At 67.8% G+C, this 19,602-nt stretch carries 18 protein-coding genes and 1 tRNA gene; 12 read left to right on the top strand and 7 right to left on the bottom strand.

The window, feature by feature from the left end; all coding sequences use genetic code 11:
- The first annotated feature begins 5 nt into the window (after positions 1 to 5).
- Genes L0977_RS03730 through L0977_RS03720 form a run of 3 tightly spaced genes read left to right on the top strand, consistent with a single transcriptional unit; the run spans position 6 to position 3,113 of the window.
- Positions 6 to 959: a histone deacetylase family protein gene (locus L0977_RS03730; RefSeq protein WP_234263375.1), complete on the top strand. Its 954-nt coding sequence runs from the start codon at positions 6 to 8 to the stop codon at positions 957 to 959.
- A 52-nt stretch (positions 960 to 1,011) separates the two neighbouring features.
- The gene (locus L0977_RS03725; RefSeq protein WP_234263374.1) at positions 1,012 to 1,791 is read left to right on the top strand and encodes an enoyl-CoA hydratase; all 780 of its coding nucleotides are present in this window, start codon (positions 1,012 to 1,014) and stop codon (positions 1,789 to 1,791) included.
- 8 nt (positions 1,792 to 1,799) lie between these two features.
- Complete coding sequence (locus tag L0977_RS03720; protein ID WP_234263372.1) at positions 1,800 to 3,113, top strand: mechanosensitive ion channel family protein; 1,314 nt, start codon at positions 1,800 to 1,802, stop codon at positions 3,111 to 3,113.
- A 3-nt stretch (positions 3,114 to 3,116) separates the two neighbouring features.
- On the opposite strand, the gene L0977_RS03715 is transcribed toward L0977_RS03720, so the two are convergent.
- Positions 3,117 to 4,889, bottom strand: a complete 1,773-nt coding sequence (locus L0977_RS03715) for a TRAP transporter large permease subunit (protein ID WP_234263370.1) — start codon at positions 4,887 to 4,889, stop codon at positions 3,117 to 3,119.
- Positions 4,890 to 5,219: 330 nt separating this feature from the next.
- On the opposite strand from L0977_RS03715, the gene L0977_RS03710 reads away from it, so the two are divergent.
- The 4 genes from L0977_RS03710 to L0977_RS03695 all read left to right on the top strand — a co-directional run bounded on the left by L0977_RS03710 (position 5,220) and on the right by L0977_RS03695 (position 10,042).
- Positions 5,220 to 5,975 (top strand): electron transfer flavoprotein subunit beta/FixA family protein, encoded by a 756-nt coding sequence (locus tag L0977_RS03710; protein ID WP_234263369.1) that lies wholly within the window; start codon positions 5,220 to 5,222, stop codon positions 5,973 to 5,975.
- Positions 5,976 to 6,102: 127 nt separating this feature from the next.
- Positions 6,103 to 7,032, top strand: coding sequence for an electron transfer flavoprotein subunit alpha/FixB family protein (locus L0977_RS03705; protein WP_234263367.1), 930 nt, complete (start codon positions 6,103 to 6,105; stop codon positions 7,030 to 7,032).
- A 136-nt stretch (positions 7,033 to 7,168) separates the two neighbouring features.
- Positions 7,169 to 8,959 carry an acyl-CoA dehydrogenase gene (locus L0977_RS03700; RefSeq protein WP_234263366.1) on the top strand — a complete coding sequence of 597 codons (1,791 nt, stop codon included), beginning with the start codon at positions 7,169 to 7,171 and terminating at the stop codon, positions 8,957 to 8,959.
- 102 nt (positions 8,960 to 9,061) lie between these two features.
- Positions 9,062 to 10,042 (top strand): NAD(P)H-dependent flavin oxidoreductase, encoded by a 981-nt coding sequence (locus L0977_RS03695; protein WP_234263364.1) that lies wholly within the window; start codon positions 9,062 to 9,064, stop codon positions 10,040 to 10,042.
- Between the two features lie 62 nt (positions 10,043 to 10,104).
- Here L0977_RS03695 and L0977_RS03690 read toward each other — a convergent pair whose 3' ends face one another.
- Positions 10,105 to 12,393 carry a penicillin-binding protein 1A gene (locus tag L0977_RS03690; RefSeq protein WP_234263363.1) on the bottom strand — a complete coding sequence of 763 codons (2,289 nt, stop codon included), beginning with the start codon at positions 12,391 to 12,393 and terminating at the stop codon, positions 10,105 to 10,107.
- Between the two features lie 133 nt (positions 12,394 to 12,526).
- Positions 12,527 to 12,602 (bottom strand) — tRNA-Lys (locus tag L0977_RS03685).
- Between the two features lie 277 nt (positions 12,603 to 12,879).
- On the opposite strand from L0977_RS03685, the gene L0977_RS03680 reads away from it, so the two are divergent.
- Positions 12,880 to 13,560 carry a class I SAM-dependent methyltransferase gene (locus L0977_RS03680; protein WP_234263362.1) on the top strand — a complete coding sequence of 227 codons (681 nt, stop codon included), beginning with the start codon at positions 12,880 to 12,882 and terminating at the stop codon, positions 13,558 to 13,560.
- Between the two features lie 3 nt (positions 13,561 to 13,563).
- Here the strand turns inward: L0977_RS03680 and L0977_RS03675 are convergent, their stop codons facing one another.
- From L0977_RS03675 to L0977_RS03665, 3 genes are read right to left on the bottom strand one after another with little or no spacing between them, the layout of a single operon-like run.
- Positions 13,564 to 14,997 carry a sensor histidine kinase gene (locus tag L0977_RS03675; protein WP_234263361.1) on the bottom strand — a complete coding sequence of 478 codons (1,434 nt, stop codon included), beginning with the start codon at positions 14,995 to 14,997 and terminating at the stop codon, positions 13,564 to 13,566.
- Complete coding sequence (locus tag L0977_RS03670) at positions 14,994 to 15,677, bottom strand: response regulator (protein ID WP_234263360.1); 684 nt, start codon at positions 15,675 to 15,677, stop codon at positions 14,994 to 14,996. Before L0977_RS03670 ends, L0977_RS03675 begins: the two co-directional genes overlap by 4 nt.
- A gap of 10 nt (positions 15,678 to 15,687) precedes the next feature.
- Complete coding sequence (locus L0977_RS03665; protein WP_234263359.1) at positions 15,688 to 16,053, bottom strand: PepSY domain-containing protein; 366 nt, start codon at positions 16,051 to 16,053, stop codon at positions 15,688 to 15,690.
- Positions 16,054 to 16,172: 119 nt separating this feature from the next.
- Between L0977_RS03665 and L0977_RS03660 the strand changes: the two genes are divergently transcribed.
- Genes L0977_RS03660 through L0977_RS03650 form a run of 3 tightly spaced genes read left to right on the top strand, consistent with a single transcriptional unit; the run spans position 16,173 to position 17,877 of the window.
- Positions 16,173 to 16,586: a DUF1924 domain-containing protein gene (locus L0977_RS03660; protein WP_234263358.1), complete on the top strand. Its 414-nt coding sequence runs from the start codon at positions 16,173 to 16,175 to the stop codon at positions 16,584 to 16,586.
- Between the two features lie 27 nt (positions 16,587 to 16,613).
- Positions 16,614 to 17,129 (top strand): diheme cytochrome c, encoded by a 516-nt coding sequence (locus tag L0977_RS03655; protein ID WP_234263357.1) that lies wholly within the window; start codon positions 16,614 to 16,616, stop codon positions 17,127 to 17,129.
- 13 nt (positions 17,130 to 17,142) lie between these two features.
- On the top strand, positions 17,143 to 17,877 hold the full coding sequence (locus tag L0977_RS03650; RefSeq protein ID WP_234263356.1) for a cytochrome b/b6 domain-containing protein: 735 nt from the start codon (positions 17,143 to 17,145) through the stop codon (positions 17,875 to 17,877).
- Positions 17,878 to 17,899: 22 nt separating this feature from the next.
- On the opposite strand, the gene L0977_RS03645 is transcribed toward L0977_RS03650, so the two are convergent.
- On the bottom strand, positions 17,900 to 18,919 hold the full coding sequence (locus tag L0977_RS03645) for a LacI family DNA-binding transcriptional regulator (RefSeq protein ID WP_234263355.1): 1,020 nt from the start codon (positions 18,917 to 18,919) through the stop codon (positions 17,900 to 17,902).
- Positions 18,920 to 19,077: 158 nt separating this feature from the next.
- On the opposite strand from L0977_RS03645, the gene L0977_RS03640 reads away from it, so the two are divergent.
- Positions 19,078 to 19,599, top strand: coding sequence for a gluconokinase (locus tag L0977_RS03640; protein WP_234263353.1), 522 nt, complete (start codon positions 19,078 to 19,080; stop codon positions 19,597 to 19,599).
- The last annotated feature ends 3 nt before the right edge of the window (positions 19,600 to 19,602 follow it).

The following is a 19,602-nucleotide window of genomic DNA, read 5'->3' as shown; positions in this document are numbered from 1 at the left end:
CGACCATGGGACAAGCAACGGGCTACTACACCCACAAGGATTGCTGGCGTCATGAGATGGGGGCCGGTCACCCGGAATGCCCCCAGCGGCTGGACGCCATCGAAGACCGCATCCTCATCACCGGGCTGGACGCCGCGCTGGAGCGCCGTGAGGCCACGCCAGCGCCGCTGGCCGACCTGGAACTGGCGCACGGGCGCATGCATCTGGCGGCCTTGCGCGGGTTGTGTGAAGCGTTGAAGGCGGACATCAATGCCGGGGGGCCTCCGCATGCGCACATCGATACCGACACCTCGGTCAACGTGCATTCCTGGAACGCCATCCTGGCGTCAGCGGGTGCCGCCATCGATGCCACCGACGCGGTGATCGCCGGCGAACTGGCCAACGCCTTCTGCGCCGTCCGGCCGCCCGGCCACCATGCCATGCGCGACAAGGCGATGGGCTTCTGCTTCGTCAACAACGTGGCGGTGGCGGCCAAGTACGCGCTGGAGCGGCACGGCCTCAAGCGCGTGGCCATCATCGACTTCGATGTGCACCATGGCAACGGCACCGAAGACATCGTGGCCGGCGACGATCGCATCCTCATGTGCAGCTTCTACCAGCACCCGTTCTACCCGGAATGCGAGCACTCGAACGCGCCCAACCTGGTGAACCTGCCGGTGCCGGCCTACACCCGGGGCATGGAGATCCGGGAGCTGATCGACATGATGTGGTTGTCGCGCCTGGATGCCCACCGGCCCCAGATGCTGTTCATCAGCGCGGGCTTCGACGCGCACCGCGAAGACGACATGGGCCAACTGGGCCTGGTCGAGAACGACTACATCTGGATCACCGAGCGGCTGATGGAGGTGGCGCGCCGCCATGCCGGAGGGCGCATCGTCAGTTGCCTGGAGGGTGGCTATTCGCTGAGCGCGCTGGCGCGCAGCGTCGAGGCCCACCTGCGGGTGCTGGCCGGAGTCTGAGCGCCGGCGGGCATCGGGCGCCGTTTCTCTGTCTGCCGTGGAAACCGAACGCATGAACGACGACATCCTGCTGCACACCCGCGATTCGCGGGGCGTGCACACCCTGACCCTGAACAACCCGCGTGCCTTCAACGCCCTGTCCGAGGCCATGATGGCAGCGCTGCAGCGGGCGCTGGACGCGGTGGCGGCCGATCCGCAGGCGCGGGCCGTGGTACTGGCCGCCAGTGGCCGTGCTTTCTGTGCCGGGCACGACCTCAAGGAGATGCGGGCTCGGCCCGAACTGGCCTATTACCAAGCCCTGTTTGCCACCTGTTCGCGCCTGATGCTGACGATCCGCAAGCTGGAAGTGCCCGTGATCGCGCAGGTCCATGCGCTGGCCACCGCGGCCGGCTGCCAACTGGTGGCGCAATGCGATCTCGCGGTCGCGGCCGATGGTGCCACGTTTGGCGTGAACGGCATCGACGTGGGCCTGTTCTGCGCCACGCCCGGGGTGGCACTGTCGCGCAACATGGGCACCAAACAGGCGATGGAAATGCTGCTCACGGGCGACTTCATCAGTGCCGAGCAGGCCCGGGAGCGCGGCCTGGTCAACCGCGTGGTGGCGGCCGATGATCTGGCGGCGGAAGTGGAACGGCTGGTGGTCCGCCTGCTGGGCAAGCCGCGTGAGGCCCTGGCCATGGGCAAGGGGCTGTTCTACCGCCAGCTTGAAACCGGCCTGGAGTCGGCCTACCAACTCGCGGGTCAGACCATGGCCTGCAACATGATGCACGCCGTGGCGCAGGAAGGTGTGCAGGCCTTCATCGACAAGCGCGCGCCGGCCTGGAAATCCTGAGAACGCCCATGCCCATGACCGATTCGCCCATGCTGGCACCGCGCCCCATCGACGACCTGCAGGGCTGGTTGCTGGCCTTTGGACAACCCACGGTGCTGATCGAACTGGCTGCGCTGGCGGTTTGCGCGCTGCTTGCCTGGGGGCTCGCGCGCGTGCTGCGCGGCGCCCTGTCCGAGCGGGAAAGCCGCAATTCCGTGCTGTTCGGGCGCCGCATCGTGGACGGCGCGCTGTTCCCGATGCTCTGGCTGCTCTTCGGCTACATGGCCCGCGCGGCCCTCATCGCCCACCTGCCGCTGGCGGTGTTCCGGGTCGCGATGCCCGTGCTGGTTTCGCTGGTGATCATCCGCGTGGGGGTCAAGGTGCTGCAACTGGCCTATCCGGCCGCGCCCTGGGTGCGGGTGCTCGAGCGCACCCTGTCCTGGATGGCCTGGGGCTCGATGGTGCTCTGGGTCAGCGGGCTGTTGCCGCTGGTGCTGGAAGAAATGGAGCAGATCACCTGGAAGCTCGGCACCAGCACCATCAGTCTGCGAACCCTGGTGGAAGGGGTGGTGACCGCCAGCGGCGTGCTGATCCTGGCGCTGTGGCTGTCTTCGGTCATCGAGGCGCGGCTGCTGCGCACGGCGGTGGGTGGTGACCTCTCGCTGCGCAAGGCGCTGAGCAACGCGACGCGGGCGTTGCTGCTGTTCATGGGGCTGATCATTGCGTTGTCGGCGGTCGGTATCGATCTGACGGCGCTGTCGGTGTTCGGCGGGGCGCTGGGGGTCGGTATCGGCCTTGGGCTGCAGCGCTTGGCCGCCAACTACGTCAGCGGCTTCGTGATCCTGGCCGAGCGCAGCATGCGGATTGGCGACAACGTGCGGGTCAGCGATTTCGAAGGCCGTATCACCGACATCAAGACGCGCTACACCCTGGTGCGCTCCGGCTCGGGGCGCGAAGCCATCGTGCCGAACGAAATGCTGATCACCAACCGGGTCGAAAACCTCTCGCTGGCCGACCCGCGCGTGTGGCAGTCCACCGTGGTTTCGGTGGGCTACGACAGCGATGTCGACCTGGTGCGGCGCCTGCTGGTCGAGGCTGCGCTGAGCCAGCCGCGCGTGCTGCGCGACCCCGGGCCGAGCGCAGCGCTGTCGGCTTTCGGCGCCGATGGCCTGGAGTTCACGCTGGGGTACTGGATGGCCGACCCCGAAAACGGCCAGCTCGGCCTGCGCTCGGGCATCAACCTTGCCATCCTGGCCGCGTTCCGCGAACACGGCATCGACATTCCGTACCCGCAGCGCGTGGTGACGACCAAGGTGATTGACGCGCCGGCGCGACCTGGCTGAGCTTCACGCCCGCAGGGCTGGCAGGTACAGCGCGAGCCATGGGCAGGCCAGCAGCCAGAAACCCAGCAGGGCCAGGGACAGGGCAAAAGGCCGCAGGCCCTGTTGCAAGGCGACCTGGCTCATGCCCGGCCATCGGCGCTGCAGCACTGCCGGAACCGGGCGACCCGGCGAGAGGACCGAACCCAAGGCCACCCAGGTGGCGAACAGCACGCCCAGCCAGACCGGGTGAGCGCCGGCAGCGGTCATCGCAGGGACCAGCAGGCCCAGACCGGCCAGAGCTTCGGCCAGGGGATGGCGCAGCCAGCACAGGGCGAATGCGGTCAGCAAGGCCACCAGCAAGGCCGCCGCCGTCGGGCTGGCGGCTGCCGACACGGTGTCGGCCAGCCAGTCGGGCAGGCCGGTGGCGGCCAGAAACGCCATCAGCCACAGGCTGCCCACCGCGAAGGTGAAGAGCACGGCCGTGGTCTGCACGCTTTCCAGCAGGCACTCCATGAGCCCCCGCGGCGTCATGCGCCTCCGCCAGGAGGCCAGCAGCAGCGCTGCCGCCGCGCCCAGTGCCGCCGCTTCGACCGGGCTGAACGTGCGGCTGAGCAGGCCGCCCATGGGCAGCACGAGCAGGACCAGCGGCGTCAGCAATGACCGCATGGTCTGCGCCAACGTGGCCGGCAGGCCGGGCAGTGCTGGCCCAGCGGAAGGGTCGCGCCAGACGAGGATCACTACCGTGACACACAGGCCCGCCAGCGCCAGCAGGCCAGGCACGAGCGCCGCCGTGAACAGCGCGTAGGGGGATGTGCCGGTGACCAGGGCGTAAAGCAGCAGGGTCGATGAAGGCGGCCACAGGCTGGCGATGGCGCTGCCCGATGCCAGGGCGCCAGTGGCCAGGCTCTCGCGATAGCCCTCGGCCTGCATCCGGGGATAGGCGGTCGCCGAGGTGGCGAGGGCGGTGGTCATGGAAGACCCGCAGAGACCACCGAAAGCCCCCGAGGCGAGAACGCCGGCCAGGGCGAGGCCGCCGGGCCGGTGGCCCAGACGGCCAGCGATGGCGGCGTACAGGTCGTCGGCCAGTCCCGCTCGTTGACACAGATGTCCCATGAGGCTGAACAGCGCGATGGCGGCGATCAAGGGATTCAGTGACGTGCCCATCAGCACCAGACCGATCTGCTCCGGCAGCGCCCCGGGCGTGATCAGCGCCAGGCCTGCCACCCCGGTCATCACCATGGCCATGGCCACGGGCACCCCGCAGCGGCTGAGCAGCAGCAGGGTCAGCCATCCCGAGAGGGCGAGACTCATGGTGCAGGGCCGTTGGCCGCATCGGGCAACGGGCGCGCAGGGGCGGCAGAACATCCGCACGGCGTGGACCCCGGCGGTCAGCAGCAGCCAGCCGGCCATGAACCGGGTCAGCGGTGTCAAGGCGAGCTGAAGAGGGAGCGCTGGTTCCATTGGCAAAGGGGTCTGGCGGACCAGGAGGACGGCCAGGGCCGCGAAGGTGACGGCGCTGGCGAGGTGGACCAGCCGGTCCATCACGGGGCGCAGCCAGATGGGCAGGCGGATGTGTGGGGCGGTGATGGGCTCACCATGCACCGACACCAGTGGCAAGGCCGAGAACACCACCAGCACCATCAGCAGGGCACCCAGTTCAGCGGCTCCCGGGAACGGTGCACCCAACCCCCTGCGCCCCGCTGCGTCGAACAGTGTCAGGCACAGGAAGGTGAACAGGGCGGTGGCGGACAACAGGCCGGATGACCAGCGCAGCCATCGGTCAAGGGGGTAGAGCATGGAGGGAGGGGTAGGAGGCGGAAGCCGGGCGGTGCAAGCAATCGGCGTACCGGATCAGAAGCGCCGTGACTGGCGCCAGACTTACGGACTCAGGGTGTGCCGGGTTATGCCATCGAGGCGGCGCACTGGTCGGCCACTGAACGCAATCACGCGGGCCACTTGTCTCTTATAATCGGAAAAAAGCACGATCGTTCTATTTTCTCCCGCGAAAGTAGCCGGTTTCTCCGAGGTGCGGCAGTCGGTCCCCCTACAATCGGTGTTGACGCGCACGTCAATTCGCCGGTGCCACAGGCATCGCCACAACCAGTATCGAAACAGGAGCAAGTCAACATGAAGGTCATCGTCCCCGTCAAACGCGTGGTGGACTACAACGTGAAAGTGCGCGTCAAGAGTGACGGCAGCGGCGTGGACATCGCCAACGTGAAGATGAGCATGAACCCGTTCGACGAGATCGCGGTGGAAGAGGCGGTGCGCCTGAAAGAAAAAGGCGTGGCCACGGAAGTGATCGCCGTCTCCTGCGGCGTGGCCCAGTGCCAGGAGACGCTGCGCACGGCCATGGCCATCGGTGCCGACCGCGCGATTCTGGTCGAGACCCCGGCCGAGCTTGACCTGCAACCCCTGGCGGTGGCCAAGCTGCTCAAGGCCCTGGTCGACAAGGAACAGCCCGGCCTGGTGATCCTGGGCAAGCAAGCCATTGACGACGACGCCAACCAGACCGGCCAGATGCTGGCGGCGCTGGCGGACCTGCCCCAGGCTACCTTCGCCTCCAAGGTCGAAGTCGCTGGCGACAAAGCCCAGGTCACGCGCGAAATCGACGGCGGCCTGGAAACCCTGGAAATCACGCTGCCGGCGGTGGTGACCACCGACCTGCGCCTGAACGAGCCGCGCTACGTGACGCTGCCCAACATCATGAAGGCCAAGAAGAAGCCCCTGGAGACGGTCAAACCCGAAGACCTGGGGGTGGACGTTGCTCCGCGCCTGAAGACCTTGAAGGTGACCGAACCCCCGAAGCGCGGCGCCGGCATCAAGGTGCCCGATGTCGCCACGCTGGTGGACAAGCTCAAGAACGAAGCGAAAGTGATCTGACCCCCCCGCGCCGCCTGCGGCGTCACCCCCCAGGGGGCGCGCCTGGTGACCCGGCGAAGCCGGCTCCACGGGCGCCTCGTCAAAGACCTTTTGCTCGATCCGTATCTGATTTCAAGGAATTCACGTCATGACCGCACTCGTCATTGCCGAACACGACAACCAAACGATCAAGGGCGCCACGCTCAACACCGTCACCGCCGCCGCGGCCTGTGGCGCTGAGGTGCACGTGCTGGTGGCCGGCGCCAACGCCGGTGCTGCCGCAGCACAAGCGGCCCAGATCGCCGGTGTCGCCAAAGTCATCCACGCCGACGGTGAAGGCTTCGCCCACGGCCTGGCCGAGAACGTCGCCGCCCAGGTGCTGGCCATCGCCGGTAACTACAGCCACATCCTGTTCCCGGCCACCGCCGGTGGCAAGAACGTGGCCCCGCGCGTGGCCGCCAAGCTCGACGTCGCCCAGATCAGCGACATCACCAAAGTCATCAGCGCCGATACCTTCGAGCGCCCGATCTACGCCGGCAACGCCATCGCCACCGTGCAAAGCAGCGACGCCACCAAGGTCATCACCGTGCGCACCACCGGCTTTGACGCCGCGGGCCAGGGTGGCAGTGCGGCGGTGGAAACCGTCGCGGCCGCAGCCGGCAACGGCAAGAGCAGCTACGTGGGCAGCGAGATCGCCAAGAGCGACCGGCCCGAGCTGACGGCGGCCAAGATCATCGTCAGCGGTGGCCGGGCCCTGGGCAGCAGCGAGAAGTTCCAGGAAGTGATGACGCCGCTGGCCGACAAGCTGGGCGCGGCCATCGGTGCCAGCCGTGCGGCGGTGGACGCGGGCTACGCGCCCAACGATCTGCAGGTGGGCCAGACGGGCAAGATCGTGGCGCCGCAGTTGTACATCGCCGCGGGCATCTCTGGGGCGATCCAGCATCTGGCCGGGATGAAGGATTCGAAGGTGATCGTGGCGATCAACAAGGACCCCGAAGCCCCGATCTTCAGCGTCGCCGACTACGGCCTGGAGGCAGACCTGTTCTCCGCTGTGCCGGAATTGGTCTCCAAACTCTAAGCATTCCCTTCAACCACAACGCTGGAGCCAAGGCCCCGATCCAGCGACAGCCACGGAACCGGCTTTGCCGGGCCGTTGGCTGTGCCCCCTAGAGGGGGTGACGCGCAAGCGGCGCGGGGGTGTTCCAGGAGACCTCATGAGCTACGTCGCCCCCCTCAAAGACATGCTGTTCAACATTCAGCATCTGGCCCGCATCGACCAGGTCGCGCAGTTGCCGGGCTTCGAGGAGGCCGGCCTGGAGACTGCCCAGGCGGTGCTGGAGGAGTGCGCCAAGCTCAATGAAGGGGTGATTGCGCCGCTGAACTTCGAAGGCGACAAGAACCCGTCGTTCTGGAAAGACGGCCAGGTCACGACGACGCCCGGTTTCAAGGCGGCCTACAAGCAGTACGCCGAGGGTGGCTGGCAGGGGCTGCAGCATCCGGTGGATTTTGGCGGCCAGGGGTTGCCCAAGACCATCGGTGCGGCTTGTGGCGAGATCCTCAACAGCGCCAACATGAGTTTCGCGCTGTGTCCGCTGCTGACCGATGGGGCCATCGAGGCCTTGCTCACCGCTGCCAGCGACGACCTCAAGGCGACCTACCTGGAAAAGCTGATCAGCGGCGAGTGGACCGGCACCATGAACCTGACCGAGCCGCAGGCCGGTTCGGACCTGGCGGCGGTGCGCACGCGCGCCGAGCCGCTGCCCGATGGCACCTACAAGATTTTCGGCACCAAGATCTTCATCACCTACGGTGAGCACGACATGGCCGACAACATCGTCCATCTGGTGCTGGCCCGGGTGCAGGGTGCGCCGGAGGGCGTGAAGGGCATCAGCCTGTTCGTAGTGCCCAAGTTCATGGTCAACGCCGACGGCTCGCTGGGCGCACGCAACGATGTGCATTGCGTGTCGATCGAGCACAAGATGGGCATCAAGGCCTCGCCCACCGCGGTGCTGCAGTACGGCGACCACGGCGGCGCTGTCGGCTATCTGGTTGGCGAAGAGAACCGTGGCCTCGAATACATGTTCATCATGATGAACGCGGCTCGCTACGCGGTGGGTGTGCAGGGCATCGCGATCTCCGAGCGTGCCTACCAGAAGGCCGTCGGCTATGCCAAGGATCGCGTGCAGAGCCGCCCGGTCGACGGCAGCTTCACCACCGCCGCGCCCATCATCCACCATGCGGACGTCAAACGCATGCTCATGACCATGCGCGCCGCCACCGAAGGTTGCCGTGCGATGGCCAGTGTGGCCGCAGCGGCCTACGACGCGGCGCACCACCACCCGGACGTCGAGGTGCGCAAACAGAACGCCACCTTCTACGAATTCCTGGTGCCGCTGGTCAAGGGCTACAGCACCGAGATGAGCCTGGAGGTCACCAGCCTGGGGGTGCAGGTGCACGGCGGCATGGGCTTCATCGAAGAGACGGGCGCCGCGCAGTATTACCGCGACGCCAAGATTCTGACCATCTACGAAGGCACGACCGCCATCCAGGCCAACGACCTGGTGGGCCGCAAGACCGCACGCGACGGTGGTGCCACCGCCAAGGCCATTGCGGCACAGATCGAAAAGACCGAAGCCGAGCTGGCCGCGGACGGTAGCGCCGATGCGCTGGCCGTGGCCAAGCGCCTGAAAGCCGCGCGGCTCGCGTTCATCGATGTGGTGGACTTCATCGCCGCCAACACCAAGGCCAACCCCAACGCCGCCTTTGCCGGCAGCGTGCCTTACCTGCTGCTGGCCGGCAACCTCATGGCCGGCTGGCAACTGGCGCGCGCGCTGCTGGTGGCGCAAGCCCAGGCGGCAGCCGGCAACGATGCCGGCTTCATGCAGGCCAAGGTGATCACCGCCCGGTTTTATGCCGACCACATTCTCAGCCGCGCCCCGGGTGTGCGCGACGCGGTGGTCGAAGGCGCTGACGCCGCGACCGCTTTGCCGGCCGAAGCCTTCTAAGTTTTTGCTTGTGCTCTGTCACCACCGGCCTGTCCCCGCATCGACAGGCCGGCGGGTGGCGCTCGCCCAGAATCGATGGCAACTTTCAATCCAGGAGACGACATGACCCCCCGCCAACGCTACCTGCCCCCGGTGCTGCAGAACCTGCCGTTCCCGGTGATCGGCTCGCCGCTGTTCATCATCAGCAACCCCAAGCTGGTCATTGCCCAGTGCAAGGCCGGGGTGGTCGGCTCCATGCCCGCGCTCAATGCGCGCCCCGCCTCGCAGCTGGACGAGTGGCTGGCCGAGATCACCGAAGCGCTGGCGGCGCACGACAAGGCGAACCCCGACAACAAGGCGGCCCCGTTCGCGATCAACCAGATCGTGCACAAGAGCAACGATCGCCTGGACCACGACATGGAACTGTGCGCCAAGTACAAGGTGCCGGTGATCATCACCAGTCTGGGGGCGCGAGAAGACGTGAACCAGGCTGTACACGCCTGGGGTGGCGTGGTCATGCACGACGTGATCAACAACGTGTTCGCGCACAAGGCGATCGAGAAGGGCGCGGACGGCCTGATTCCGGTGGCTGCAGGCGCGGGAGGGCACGCCAGCGTCAAGAGCCCGTTCGCCATGATCCAGGAGATACGCGAGTGGTTTGATGGGCCCGTGGCGCTGTCGGGCTCCATCGCATCGGGCGGTGCCATTCTGGCGGCGCAGGCCATGGGTGCCGACTTTGCCTACATCGGTTCGGCCTTCATCGCCACCGACGAGGCGCGTGCCGTGGATGGCTACAAACAGATGATCACCGAGTGCAACTCGGACGACATCGTCTACAGCAACTTCTACACCGGCGTGCATGGCAACTACCTCAAGGGCAGCATCCGCAATGCCGGCATGGACCCTGAAAACCTGCCTGAAAGCGACCCGAGCAAGATGAATTTCGCCACCGGCGAAGGCTCCAATTCGGCCAAGGCCTGGCGCGACATCTGGGGTTGTGGCCAGGGCATCGGCGCGATTCGCGAGGTGGTCCCTGCGGGGGATCTGGTGGCACGCTTCCGGCGCGAATATGCCGAAGCCAAGGCCCGGATCTGCGGGGCGTGAGAAGCGCGACCGGACGACTGGCAATCACACCCAAAAAGCCGACCTGAGGTCGGCTTTTTTTGTCAGGGCCGGAACCAGTCTTTCAGGTGTTCCAGCAGCGTCGGCGGCCCTGCGTACTGGGTGCCTCCGGCATCGGTGATGTCGGCCACCGCACCGCCTTGTTGCCATTCGGCATAGAGCCAGTCGGTTTCGGACCGGACCACCCCGGCCGGCGGGGCGGGCTCCGGGACCACCGGAACGCCCTTCAGTGCGGTGCCCATGTAGTCGAGCCAGATCGGCATCGCCAGACGGCCACCGGATTCGTGATCGCCCAGGCTGCGCGGTTTGTCGTAGCCCATCCAGACCACGGTGGCGAGCGACGGCTGGTAGCCGGCGAACCAGGCATCGACCACATCGTTGGTGGTGCCGGTCTTGCCGTGCAGGTCCGGCCGTTGCAGGGTGGCCTGGACGCGCGCGGCGGTGCCGACACGGGTCACATCGGCCAGCAGGCTGTTCATGACAAAGGCGTTGCGGGCCGGTATCGCGCGGGTCTCCTCGTTGAGGGCGGGCGGCGGCGGTGCTTCGAACAGCACCTTGCCCTGGGCGTCGGTGATTTTTTCCACCACCACGGGGTCGACCAGCCAGCCCCCGTTGGCGAACGTGGCATAGGCGCGCGTCAGCTGCATCGGCGTCACGAGGCCGGTGCCCAGGGCCAGCGTGAGGTTGTCCGGCTGGCGCGAGGCATCGATGCCAAAGCGGGTGACCCAATCGCGCGCTCGGTGCGTGCCGGTGTGCTGCAGCACGCGCACGCTCACCAGGTTGCTGGAGCGGGCCAGTGCCTCGCGCACCGAGATCGGACCGCCTGCCATGGTGCCTCCGGAATTGTTCGGGCTCCAGCCGTTCGCCGCGGTGAAGGGCAGGTCGTCGACCAGGGTGGCGGGCATGACGCGCTCTTCCAGTGCCGCCGAGTACAGGAGGGGTTTGAAGGCCGAGCCTGGCTGGCGCCAGCTCTGGGTCGCGTGGTTGAAGGGCTGGCGGCTGAAGTCGAATCCGCCGACCAGGGCGCGCACGCGGCCGGTGCGGGTGTCCATCGCGACCAGGGCCGCTTCGGCTTCAGGCCATTGCGTCAGGCGCCAGGTCTTGCCCTCCTGCACGACCCGCACCACCGAGCCCCGGCGGATGCGCAAGGCCTCCTTGGCCTTGGCTGCGAGCCCGGCCTGGGCGGCGCGCAAGCCTTCGCCGGTGATGCGCAGTTGCTCGCCGGTGGCCAGTTGCACCCGGGCCTCGCGGGTCGATGCCGAGAGCACGATGGCCACGCGCAGCACTTCGTCGTCGCGGTGATCCTTGAGCGCCTCGGCCGCCGCGCGCTCCAGTTCGGCACCGCCGCCAGCCGCCAGGGTTTCCTGTGCCTCGGGGCCGCGCCAGGGTGCCCGGCGATCCTGGGCCAGGACGCCACGCTGTACCGCCGCATGCGCGGCGCGCTGATCCTCGGCGCGCAAGGCGGTGTAGACGCGGATGCCGCTGGAATAGGCTTCCGTGCCGAAGCGCTCGACCACCGTGCGGCGCGCCATCTCTGCCACGTGAGGGGCCTCGACACTGCGCTGGTTGCGTGGGCGAATCACCAGCTTTTCGGCTTTGGCGGCCGCCAGTTGGGCGTCGTCGATGACGCCGACGGTGCGCATGCGTTGCAGCACCACGCGCTGACGGGCCACGGCGCGGTCGAAGTTGGCCACCGGGTTGGCGTAGTAGGGGTTCTGCGGCAGACCGGCGAGCAAGGCGGTTTCGGCCAGCGACAACTGGTCGAGCGACTTGCCGAAATAGGTTTGTGCGGCAGCGGCAAACCCGTAGGCACGCTGTCCGAGGAAGATCTCGTTGAGATAGATCTCCAGGATGCGATCTTTGGAAAGTTCGTCCTCGACCTGCAGTGCCAGCAGGATTTCCTTGGTCTTGCGCTCGATGCTGAATTCGTGCGTCAGCAGCATGGTGCGCACCAACTGCTGGGTGATCGTCGAAGCGCCCTGGCGCCGCCCGCCGGTCAGGGCGGCGACCACGGCCCGGGCAATGCCCTTCGGGTCAACCCCGCTGTGTTCGCGGAAGCGCGCGTCCTCGACCGCCAGGACCGCGTCCTGCAGGCGCTGGGGAATCCGGGTCAGCGGAACATAGATGCGGCGCTCGGTGCCGAACTGCGCGATTTCCTCACCGTCGGCGGTGAGGACTTGCAGGGGCAGCTTGGGGGTGTAGTGGACGATCCGGTCGATCGGCGGCAGGTCCACCAGGGCCGCATGCGCAGGCGCCGGGGACAGCGCCATGCCCGCAGCCCAGCCTGCTGGTAGCAGGGCGAGCAGCGCGCGTCGCGAGAGCTTGGAAGACATGGCCGGGATTGTCCGGTGCGTGTGTGAAGCGTGTGGGCGGTGGCGCCAGGCGGTCTGTAACGGCCTGTAAACCAAGACCCTCGAGCGCCATAGACGAAAGGCCTGCAGTCCGGAGACTGCAGGCCTTGCATTTTGGTGGGTCCTGTAGGATTCGAACCTACGACCTACGGATTAAGAGTCCGCTGCTCTACCAACTGAGCTAAGAACCCGTCGAGCCTTGAATTATAGCGTGTTTTTCGGGACTTTTGCAGGCCGGTCAAAAAAACACAAAGAGGACGGCTGGCTGGAGCGGGGCACTGTCCCGTTTTTGCACCCGAGTGCCGGGTCAGCCTGTCAAGTCTGGTCGTTGCATCGCCGCCAAATCCGTTGTGTTTAATTAAGTGCCCGTAAGCGTGGTGCCACAATACGCCAGCCTCTGGAGGGAGGGCGGGGGGTTGCCGGCCACATGGCGGCAGCCGTGAACAACACACGCTGACACGGTACGGAATGTCGATTGCTCTGAAGCGCTGGAAACGACTGGCCAAATGCACCTTGGCCGCTTACATGCCCGAATCGGTGGTGGCGCTCCTGCCCTACGAGGTACAACGCCACAGCGTGACGGACTGGGATGTGGCCTACGGACAGGGGCACTGGAACTACCTGTACCGATCCAGCGAACTGGCGCGCTACGGAACGATCGTCAGCTTCAGCCATCGCTTCACCCAGGGGGGGCCGGTGCTGGACCTGGGGTGCGGAGAGGGCATTCTGAAGCTGCACCTCAATCCCGATACCTATGCCCGCTACGACGGGGTCGACCTTTCGAGCGAGGCCATCGGCAAGGCCCAGCAGATGCCGGCCGATGGCAAGAGCCGCTTTGTGGCTGCCGATATCGAGGTCTTTGAGCCGCCCGAACCCAGCGACGTGATCATCTTCAACGAGGTGCTCTACTACCTGACCGATCCGTTGAAGGCGGTGCAGCGCTACGAGGCCTTTCTCAAGCCCGGCGGTGTGTTCATCGTGTCGATGTTCGACATGCTGAAGTCGCGCAAGATCTGGCGTGAGCTGGATGGTCACTACGCCTTGCTGGAAGCGTCGCGCGCTGTGAATCATGGCGGGCACTCCTGGTCGATCCGGGTGTACCGGCGCCGTGTCGAGCAGGCCGAGCCAGCCGCTTTGCCGGCCGCCTGAGGGTCAGGCGGCTGCAGGCAGCGTCAGGCGTGCCAGCAAGCCGCCGCCGGGCGCCGTCTCCAGGGCCAGCCGGCCCCCGTAAAGCCGGGCCAGTTCGTCGACAATGGCCAGGCCCAGGCCGGAGCCGGCCATCGACTCGTCCAGACGGGCACCGCGTGCCAGTACCGCCTGGCGGACGTCGGGTGCAATCCCCGGACCATCGTCCACCACCTCCAGTTGCAGGCCAGGGCCGTTCGAACCCGGCATGGGGGCGTGTTTCTGTGCCTGGATGCGAACGGTGTGCCGGGCCCATTTGCAGGCGTTGTCCAGCAGGTTGCCCAGCATTTCCTGCAGGTCCTGCTCTTCCCCGGCAAAGCTCAGGGTGGGCGGAATACCGACCATGTCGATGGAAAGGTCCCGGTCGGCATGCACGCGCTGCATCACCCGGACGAGCCCCGCCACGGTGGGCGCCAGCGGGGTGCGCAGGCCGGGCAGGCGCTGGGCGCCGGCTGCGCGGGCGCGTGCGAGGTGCCAGTCGACCTGGCGCCGCACGGTGTCGGTCTGCTCCTGCACCAGCCGCGCCAGCGGAGCAGAGGCCTCGTTGCCCTGCTGGCTGGCGGCCTGCGACAGCACGGTCAAGGGCGTTTTGAGCGCGTGCGCCAGATTGCCGGCCTGGGTGCGGGCCCTGGCCACAATTTCGGCGTTGCGGTCCAGCACGCCGTTGAAGTCGTCGATCAGGGGCTGGATCTCGGCCGCAAAGTCGCCGTGCAGGCGGGTGTCCTGCCCTTCCCGTACGCGTTTGAGTGCGGTCTGCAGGGCGCGCAGCGGGGCCAGGCCCATGCTCACCTGGGCCAGGGCGGCGATGGCCAGCAGGGCCCCGAGCAGGCCGAGCGAGGCGGCCAGCACGCTGTTGAAGCGGGCCACGGCCTCGTGTGCCTCCTGGGTTTCTGATGCCACCACGAGCCGCCAGCGGGTGCCTGGCTGCTCGGCCACCGACAGCGAACGCTCCAGCATCAGCACCGGAACGCTGCGGGGACCGTGTCCCTCGTGCACATGCACCACGCCGTCGGCGACCGCGTCGTCCGGCATCTGCAGCGTGGTGTCCCACAAGGATCGCGAACGCAGCACGGCCGGCCGGATGCCATCGGCGGCGGGTGCCAGGCGGTCGATCTGCCAGTACAGCCCGCCGAAGGGCCGCTGCCAGCGGGGGTCGGTCAGCGTCTGCGTATCGATCTGGGGCTGGCCGCTGGCGTCGAATTCCAGCTGGGCGGTGAGTTGATCGAGCTGCCGGCGCAGCGCGTTTTCAAACTGGCTCATCACGTGCTCGCGGAACAGGCTGGCGAGCATCAGGCCGGCGAGCGTGAGCGCCACGGCGAGCGCTGCCAGCGTCGCGGCCAGCAGGCGCCAGCGCAGCGAACTGCGCCAGCGAGGGGTGGGGCGGGGCGGGGCGCCCGTCATGTCATCGACGGCTGGAGAGGGCTGTCGGTGGTCAGGCGGTAGCCCATACCGCGCACGGTTTCGATGCAGTCGGCGGGCAGCTTGCGCCGCAGGCGGGCCACGAAAACTTCGATCGTGTTGGAGTCGCGGTCGTGGTCCTGGGCATAGATGTGTTCGGTCAGCTCGGTGCGCGAGACGACCTGTCCGGGCCGGTGCATCAGGTAGTCCAGCACCCGGTATTCGTGGCCGGTGAGGGTCACCGCCACGCCGTCCACCGTGACGCGGCCGCTGCGTGTGTCCAGGGCCAGCGCGCCGCATTGCAGCACGGGCGAAGCCTGGCCATGGGCGCGGCGGATCAGCGCTCGCACGCGGGCCAGCAGCTCTTCCATGTGAAAGGGTTTGGTGAGGTAGTCGTCGGCACCGGCGTCGATGCCCGCCACCTTCTCGTGCCAGTTGTCGCGTGCGGTAAGGATGAGCACGGGCATGGTGCCGCCTTCGTCGCGCCAGCGGCGCAGCACGGTCAGGCCGTCGAGCACCGGCAGGCCGAGGTCGAGCACCACCGCGTCGTAGGTTTCGGTGTGCCCCAGGTGGTGGGCATCGCGGCCGTTGTCGGCGCTGTCCACGGCATAACCGGCGTCGGTCAGCGCCGCACCCACCTGGGCACGCAGTGTCGGTTCGTCTTCGACCAGCAACAGGCGCATGGCGGCTCTCTCAGCGGTGGTTGTGGCGGCCGCGGTCTTCGCGCTGCTTGCTGCGCAGGGTCTCGGCGGTGCGGGCGTCGATTTCCAGCTTGAGCAACTGGCCATTGGTCTGCAGCAGCTTGATCTCATACACCCAGCGGCCGTCCTCGCGGTCCAGTTCGACCTCCAGCACCTGACCGGGGTGGTCGCGTTCGAGGCGTTCGAGCACGGTGCGCAGCGGCAGCACCTCGCCCGCGGTCACCGCCTGGCGGGCACGTTCGTGGTCGTCGCGGTCGGCCCAGGCCGGTGGCAGCACCAGGGCCGCCACCGCGATCAGCACCGCCGGCAGCCGGCGCCGCCGGGGCGGGGTGCGGTGGGCAGGGGGTGACGCGGGCATGCGGCCATTGTCGTTGACGGCCCTGAATGGCAGATGAATGCGGGCTTCAGCACGGGTTCAAGCAGGGTTTTCAAGAATGCCTTCCACCGCCTTCAGGGGCTTTCATCAGGAGTTATGTCATGCCATTTCCGACAAGAGCCCGCATCGCCGGGCTGATTGTGGCCGCATCCGCTGCGCTGGGTGCGCCTTGGGCACAGGCGGGTGACACCACCGCCGCCGACCAACTGATTCGCTGGAGTGTGCAGGCAGGTGCGGGGGGCGACCCGGCACGGGGCCAGGTTTTCTTTGACCGCCGGCATGGCGGTGAATGGTCGTGTGCCTCGTGCCACGGTATGCCACCCACCGGCACAGGCCGCCACGCCAGCACGGCCAAGTCCATCGCGCCGCTGGCACCGGCGTTCAACGCCAAGGCCTTCACCGAAACGGCCAAGGTGGACAAGTGGCTGCGCCGCAATTGCAAGGATGTGCTGTCCCGCGAATGCAGCGCGGCCGAGAAGGCCGATGTGCTGGCCTATCTCTACACCCTGCGCTGATGGCGCCACGCAATCTGGGAGCCCCTCATGGTGACTGACCCGTTTTTCCGCACCGCGCTGCTGACCGCTGCCGGGACCGTGCTGTTGGTGGCGTCAGCGCACGCCGACGGCCCACGCGGCTGGCCGCCGGGCATGCCGCCGGCCTATGTGCAGGAGTGCGCGGCCTGCCACACCGCGTATCCGCCTGGCATGTTGCCCGCTGCCTCGTGGCAGCGTGTCATGGCAGGCCTGGACCGGCACTACGGCACCGACGCTGCGCTTGACGAAGCCGCGGTGAAGCAGATCGGTGGTTGGCTGCAGGCCCATGCCGGCAGCCACCGCCGGGTGGCCGAGGCGCCGCCGGAGGACCGCATCACCCGTTCGCGCTGGTTTCTACGCAAACACGACGAGGTCGCGCCTGCCGTGTGGCGCCTGCCCAGTGTGGGCAGTGCGGCGAACTGCGGGGCCTGCCACACGCGCGCCGACCGGGGTGACTACGACGAAGACTTCCTGCGCATGCCCGCCGGCCTGAGTGACGGCCAGCGCCGTGCGTGGCGCGACTGAAAGGCGAATGGCGATGCACACCCCTTCATCCGACACCTTGGCCGGCGCGCCGGCACCGACCGCGGCGCCGCGTGCTGCCGCACCCACCCGCCGCGTGACCGATGCGCCCACGCGCCTGTTCCATGCCCTGTTCGCACTGTGTTTTCTGGGCGCCTACCTCACGGCCGACAGCGAGCACTGGCGACGGGTGCACGTGACGCTGGGCTACGCCCTGGCAGGCTTGCTGGTGTTCCGCGTGCTGTACGGCACGATCGGCCCCCGCCATGCGCGCCTGGGCCTGCTCTGGCGCCGGCTGGCTGGCACGCCCGCCTGGGGGCGCTCGCTGATGGCGGCGTGGCACCAGCGCGCGTTCGCCACGGGTGCGATGCGGCAGGGCCAGAACCTGCTGATGGCCCTGGTCATGGGGGCCTTGCTGCTGCTGGCCCTGCCGGTCGCGCTCAGCGGCTACGCCACCTACAACGACTGGGGCGGACACTGGCTGGAAGAGCTGCACGAATTTTTGGCTGAGGCCATGCTGATGGCGGTGTTTGCGCACCTGGCGTTGCTGGCCGGACTGAGCCTGCTGCGTGGCAGCAACCTGGCGCGGCCCATGCTCAACGGCCGCGTCGAAGGCCGGGGGCCGGACCTCGTGCCGAACGACCGGCGCTGGCTGGCCGCCTGGCTGTTGCTCGCCGTGCTGGGCTACTTCGCGTGGGAGGGCTGGCACGCGCCCGTCGGGCAGGCGCTGTCGGGTTGGTTGCTGCCCTGACCGATCGCCCTGGGCACCGCCCTCAGGTGCTTTCGCGCACCGTGAGTTCGAAACCCAGGTCCAGCGCCGTGGTGGCGGGCGTTTCACCGCGCATCAGGCTCAGCAGCATGCGGGCCGCGGCTTCGCCCATGGCGCGCCGCGGCGTGCGCACCGTGGTCAGGGGCGGCAGCATCTGGTCGCTGCCCGACAGGTCGTTGAAACCGGCCACCGCCACGCGCCCCGGCACCGCCACGCCCAGCCTCAGGGCGGTGAGCAGGCCACCCTGCGCCAGGTCGTCGTTGCAGAAAAAGATGGCGTCGCAGTCCGGGTGTTGCTGCAGCAGTTCGGCGAACAGTTCACCGCCCAGCCGCATCGACGAGGGCTCCGGACTCAGGCGCTCCAGCCGCGGGTCGTACAGGCCCGCCTGCCGGAGGGTGCGGCGGTAGCCCTCGGCGCGCTGCATCGTGCGAGGGTCGAGCTGCGCGGCCACGAAGGCGATGCGCCGCCGGCCGCGGTCGAGCAGATGGCGGGTGATGGCTTCGCCAGCGTCCTGCTGCGAGAAACCGGCGCAGTACACGCCCGGCGCGCGCGCCAGCTCCATCAGGTGCACGCAGGGCACGTGGCCGATGAGGCGGCGCGCGGCCTCGGTGCGGTCGAAGCCGGTGAGCAGCAGGCCGGCGGGCCGGTGGGCCAGGTAGGTGCGCAGCAGTTGCTCTTCTTCGTCGGGGCGGTAGTGGGTGACCCCGATCAGCGTCTGGTAACCGTGGGGCCAGAGCGTGGACTGCACCGCTTCCAGCACGTCGACAAACAGGGCGTTGGACAGCAGCGGCACCAGGATCGCAACCTGATGGCTGCGCTGCGACGCCAGGGCGCGCGCCGCCGGGTCGGGCACGTAGCCCAGTGACTCGGCGGCCTGGCGCACGCGGTCGGCCAGCTCGGCCGCCACGCCGCGCTCGCCACGCAGCGCGCGCGAGGCGGTGATCGGGCTCACGCCGGCTTCGCGGGCCACGTCGGCCAGGGTGGTCCGGCCGCTGTGACGGCGGCGGCGTTCGGTGTTGCTCAAGGGTTTTCCCGTATGACTGGGTGAAAGACTGTCGGTAGGATAGCGCTACCAGTTTCATCGCACAAGCTGGGCCGCCGGTTGTATCCCTTGAAGGAACAAAAAAATGGGCCCGCAACGATGGGGCATTTTTTTGATGTTGTTTGGATAGCGCTACCAATATGTCGATATCACCCAATCCTGTGCACCTCGTGGTCATGGGTGTGGCCGGTTGTGGCAAGTCCAGCCTGGGGCAGCGGCTGTCTGCCGGACTGGCGCTGCCCCTGATCGAGGGCGACGATTTCCATGCGCCCGAGAGCGTGGCCAAGATGCGGGCCGGCCAGGCGCTGACCGATGCCGACCGCGAAGGCTGGCTGGACCGGCTGGCTGCGCAGTTCGCGGCCCATCCGCGCGGCATGGTGCTGACCTGTTCGGCGTTGAGACAGCGCTACCGTGATCGCTTGCGCCAGGCGGTGCCGGATCTGCGGTTCGCCTTTCTGACCCTGACGCCCGAACAGTCCCGCGAGCGTGTGGCCGCGCGCACCGCACACCTTTTTCCGGTCAGCCTGGTGGACAGCCAGTTCCAGACCCTGGAAGACCCGAGCGGCGAGCCCGGCGTGCTGCGCGTGGATGCGACGCAGCCGCTGGACGCGCTGACCCTGACCGTGACCCGCTGGCTGGCCGGCGAGCGGGTGGAGGCCTGAGCC

It is taken from the genome of Hydrogenophaga sp. NFH-34, from assembly GCF_021401345.1.
In the GTDB taxonomy this organism is placed as follows: Bacteria; Pseudomonadota; Gammaproteobacteria; order Burkholderiales; family Burkholderiaceae_C; genus Hydrogenophaga; species Hydrogenophaga electricum.
This window is presented reverse-complemented; position numbering and strand designations above follow the sequence as displayed.